The sequence below is a fragment of the Xanthomonas prunicola genome (genome assembly GCF_002846205.1).
GTDB lineage: Bacteria > Pseudomonadota > Gammaproteobacteria > Xanthomonadales > Xanthomonadaceae > Xanthomonas > Xanthomonas prunicola.
In genome coordinates this window covers 1-3,532 of the sequence record NZ_PHKV01000038.1, presented here as the reverse complement: position 1 = coordinate 3,532, position 3,532 = coordinate 1, and the positions used below count along the sequence as shown (strand labels likewise).

Genomic DNA, 3,532 nt, shown 5'->3' with positions numbered 1-3,532 from the left:
CGCCTGCGCAACGGCGAGCTGGTCGTCACCGTGGCACCTACGGACTAACCAGGTGCGCAGCGCACGCACAGCACGCACCCGCATGCCCCGCGCCGAGCGCAACGCGCCAATCGCCACACCGTGCGCGCTCCCCGCTCACCGCGCAGAGGAGGACACAGATGGAGCACCCCGCCGTCGTCTTGCATCTCACGCTGGACCAACGCGACCAGCTCGACCGCCTGCTACGCACCCTCATCGCTCATGGCGACGTCATCGCCATGAGCAAACCGGAGTGCCTGGAGGCGCAGACCCTGCCCACGCTGGGCCAAGCCATCTTCGATGCCGCCAACGCCGTGCGCGCAATCCTTGATCGGCGAATGGAGCACAGCTATGGCGACCCATAAAAGCACCGTGCGATAACCTGCGAGCCTGGAATCGGAATTCGATAAGGCACGTGACGGTGCTGCGGGTCGGGCGGTGGTTACGCAGGCGTGGGGCGATTGACTGCGGTGAACGACTCGGCGAGGATCGCGCTATACCGCGCTTAGGCGGTCTGACAGCAGCTAGGCGCAGATGGCAACGATTTCGGTGTTTAGGTGGCGAGTAGATGACGTTCAGTGGCGATCTGAGGGGAGCACGCTGCTGCCGAGTTTGCACGCCGCCTCCGGCGCGGGATAAGTGCTTCGCCAGCGCAGCGCCGGAAAATCGAAAGATCAATACTCGCGCGCGAACGTGTTGAGATCCATGACGTATCTGTACAGCACGCTCAATCGATGATGCATGTCCTTGAAGCCCTGGGTGCAGAGGTCTTGGTAGACATGGGCGCAGATGGTCATTGGCACCGGCAAGGCCCCTAGTAATGGATTTAAACTGAAGCCGCTTCGTAGCTCGAATCAAGCATCAGGCAAGTAAGCGTGCCAATGAGTTCGTTAGGCTGTATGTAGTTAATTTCAGTTGAATCCGCTTGCTATGAAAAATCGCTCCGTGCTTGAAGCGCTAAGATCAGAGCCAGGCACGGCCAGCCTGGGGCATGGCTCTAACGGGCAGCTGCTTTTCAGTGATTGTAAACGAAGCATAAGTGTGATCTGCTAGCTATATGGGCATGGCGTTCGCAAAAAAACCGAAAAAGTAACTACCTGTGAGGAAGCGATGGACCGCTGTTTTCCAGAGGATCTCGAGCATCTACGAAATCAGATCGAAGACCTTAACAAGGTTGATGATCCTACTGAGCGGGTATCAAAGCTAGTAAGAATTGCGGGGGATGCCGTAAGCGCCGCATTTCGGATTGCGCAGGACTCGTCCACGCTGCCGCTACAGCAGCGGGCATTGACTGATCTCTCCGAGCTACATGGTGCAATTGCTGAGGCCGCAAACCTTTTAACTGACCCCGATTATTTTGAAAGGCTTATAAGTTTAAAGGGTCATGTTCCAGAGGTCATGCTTCAACATCTAGCTGTCATGAAAATATTCGACAAGGCATTTTGTAGCCTTTTTATGCTGATGCAATACGACGCTGATGACCGTCATGAGTTGGATCCTGAAAATGGATTTATGATAACAAGCGGCAGCATGGCTTATGGCAGAGCTTCCTTTCGTCCCAGCTCAATAAAGTAAAATTTACCGAGAGGCTATTAATCTCGGGCAATGGAATTGCCCATCCTGGGTAATAATGACAGATGGTTGTCTGTCAATTCAATACGATCTATCGACACAAGGAGATGTTGTCGTGAAAGCGAATAAATATGCAATTTTTTTTATAGCAGCTAGCTTAGGCATTAGCTCAGCGGGAAAGGTGCGGGCTGAACCTCAGTTGCAAGAGGCACGCAATTATCCAGCACCGGAACTCATTGCAAGATCCAAGAACTTTTCTTCCCAGATGACTATAGAGCATCCGGAGACCGGGGTGATCCTCAAAAAGCTTGGACTAAAGTATTTGCATGAATTGGATCCGAACCTCGTCTATCAATTGAACACGCGTACAGGCGACGTGCGGACGCTTACTCGTGAGCAATCCGCTGCAGGTGGAAGTGTTGGTCCAGCAGCGATCTTCTGGGGATTTGGTACCCCAACAGTTCGGATATCGGGTGGTGCTGCCATCAACGGCGAGGCAGCGACAACGGTAACATGTCCTTTCTCTGCACAGACTGCAGAGGTCAGTGGCTTTATGGCTTCTACGGTGTCACGCGATCCGATTGCGGGTATCCGTAACGGCGTTCTTGTAGTAGACGATCCACTTACTAGCAGAGCGCTAGGCTAATTTTACTATTCTCCGTGCTTCTGGTGGGGCACGCAATCCAATTAATCGTACAGTTTTAGAATCACTACATACGGGCTCTTGTGGTGACGAAGTCCGTATAAATAACCTGGTGACAACGTGGCCGCCTATCCGAGTAGAATTGACCATTGATGACACTGGCTCAATGGGTACACAGCTGAGTGGCGTTAAAACTGCAATAGCAAGCTTCATTGGTAATACTAATACCGGCGAAGATCAGCGTGCCGTTTCGTATGAACTCATTAGTTTCAAGGACTCTCCTACTCTTCGACTCGCAAACACTGAGGACACTTCAGCAGTCATAAGCGCTGTGCAAGCCCTTTCAGCTTCAGGCGGTGATGACTGTCCGGAAGACTCCCTTGGAGCTTTGGGACTGGCACTTTCACGAATCGACGCAGATGAAGACTCGGAGGGCTCTGTAATCCTAGCGACCGACGCGTCGCCAGGGACCGGAAATGTTGACGCCCTTATCGCACAAGCTCGCGCTAGCGGGACACGTGTAAATGTGCTCTTATCCGGCGACTGTGTCGCGGGTGCAGCCACGAAGAGTCGCGCGATCAATGGAAACACCGATGTAATCCCGGCGGCCACCCTGTCTTCGCGAGAAGTTTTTTCTCGCCTCGCAAAGGATACTGGCGGATTGTATTTTTATGCTCCTGGAGCCACAGCAGAAGTATATTCCGACCTGCTGGGACAAATATTTAGCAGTGTTGCGGAAGGAATTACTCCGATCAAGTCAGATGAGTTAGTTGAGGGGATTAAAGGTGATGCAGGTGAAGACCACCTATATAGACTTGACGTACCAGCTGGGGCAAAACTTCTGCGAGTTATGTCGTACGGCGGAACTGGAAATATATCTCTCTTCATGAAAAGAGAATCAATCCCCACTGAAACGGATTATGAGAGCCGCTCAGCTCGTCCTTCGACAAACAGTCAGACGATGCAAGTCGACAACCCGGTTGCGGGTACGTATTACATTAGACTATCTGGAGTAAGCGCGTACTCAAAGGTCGCTCTGAGGGCACTGGTCCGGAATTAATATTTTTATATGGTCGGCGCCTTGATATTTGGCTTGGCGCCGACACTGCGGTAATAAAAAGATTCGTGAAGATAAAGGATTGGAGTTATTTTTTTAAAAATTATCGGTATGTTCAGCCGCATCATAGGTGCTGATCAAATCCATGCGTCCCGAAGTAACCACCTCCGTCAAACCAGTGGGTTTTTTGTGCCTGCAGCATCTTGCGGGTGCAACCGACGCGATGCCTGCGTCGGGAGGGC

The 3,532-nt window shown here is 52.2% G+C and carries 4 protein-coding genes; all 4 read left to right on the top strand.

Annotation, left to right across the window (positions count from 1 at the left end; all coding sequences use genetic code 11):
• Nucleotides 1–158: 158 nt before the first annotated feature.
• The 4 genes from XpruCFBP8353_RS22850 (at nucleotide 159) to XpruCFBP8353_RS22840 (ending at nucleotide 3,293) form a co-directional block, all read left to right on the top strand.
• Nucleotides 159–383 (top strand): hypothetical protein, encoded by a 225-nt coding sequence (locus XpruCFBP8353_RS22850; RefSeq protein WP_101365242.1) that lies wholly within the window; start codon nucleotides 159–161, stop codon nucleotides 381–383.
• 745 nt (nucleotides 384–1,128) lie between these two features.
• Nucleotides 1,129–1,593 carry a hypothetical protein gene (locus XpruCFBP8353_RS22845; RefSeq protein ID WP_101365241.1) on the top strand — a complete coding sequence of 155 codons (465 nt, stop codon included), beginning with the start codon at nucleotides 1,129–1,131 and terminating at the stop codon, nucleotides 1,591–1,593.
• 112 nt (nucleotides 1,594–1,705) lie between these two features.
• Nucleotides 1,706–2,236: a hypothetical protein gene (locus XpruCFBP8353_RS23610; protein WP_133125705.1), complete on the top strand. Its 531-nt coding sequence runs from the start codon at nucleotides 1,706–1,708 to the stop codon at nucleotides 2,234–2,236.
• 109 nt (nucleotides 2,237–2,345) lie between these two features.
• A complete protein-coding gene (locus tag XpruCFBP8353_RS22840; protein WP_282956983.1) occupies nucleotides 2,346–3,293 on the top strand; it encodes a pre-peptidase C-terminal domain-containing protein in 948 nt (315 codons plus the stop codon).
• The last annotated feature ends 239 nt before the right edge of the window (nucleotides 3,294–3,532 follow it).

Excerpts from the sequence above, each read along its gene's own strand:
- XpruCFBP8353_RS22850 (WP_101365242.1), top strand. The coding sequence starts at position 159 with ATGGAGCACCCCGCCGTCGTCTTGCATCTCACGCTGGACCAACGCGAC.
- XpruCFBP8353_RS22845 (WP_101365241.1), top strand. The coding sequence starts at position 1,129 with ATGGACCGCTGTTTTCCAGAGGATCTCGAGCATCTACGAAATCAGATC.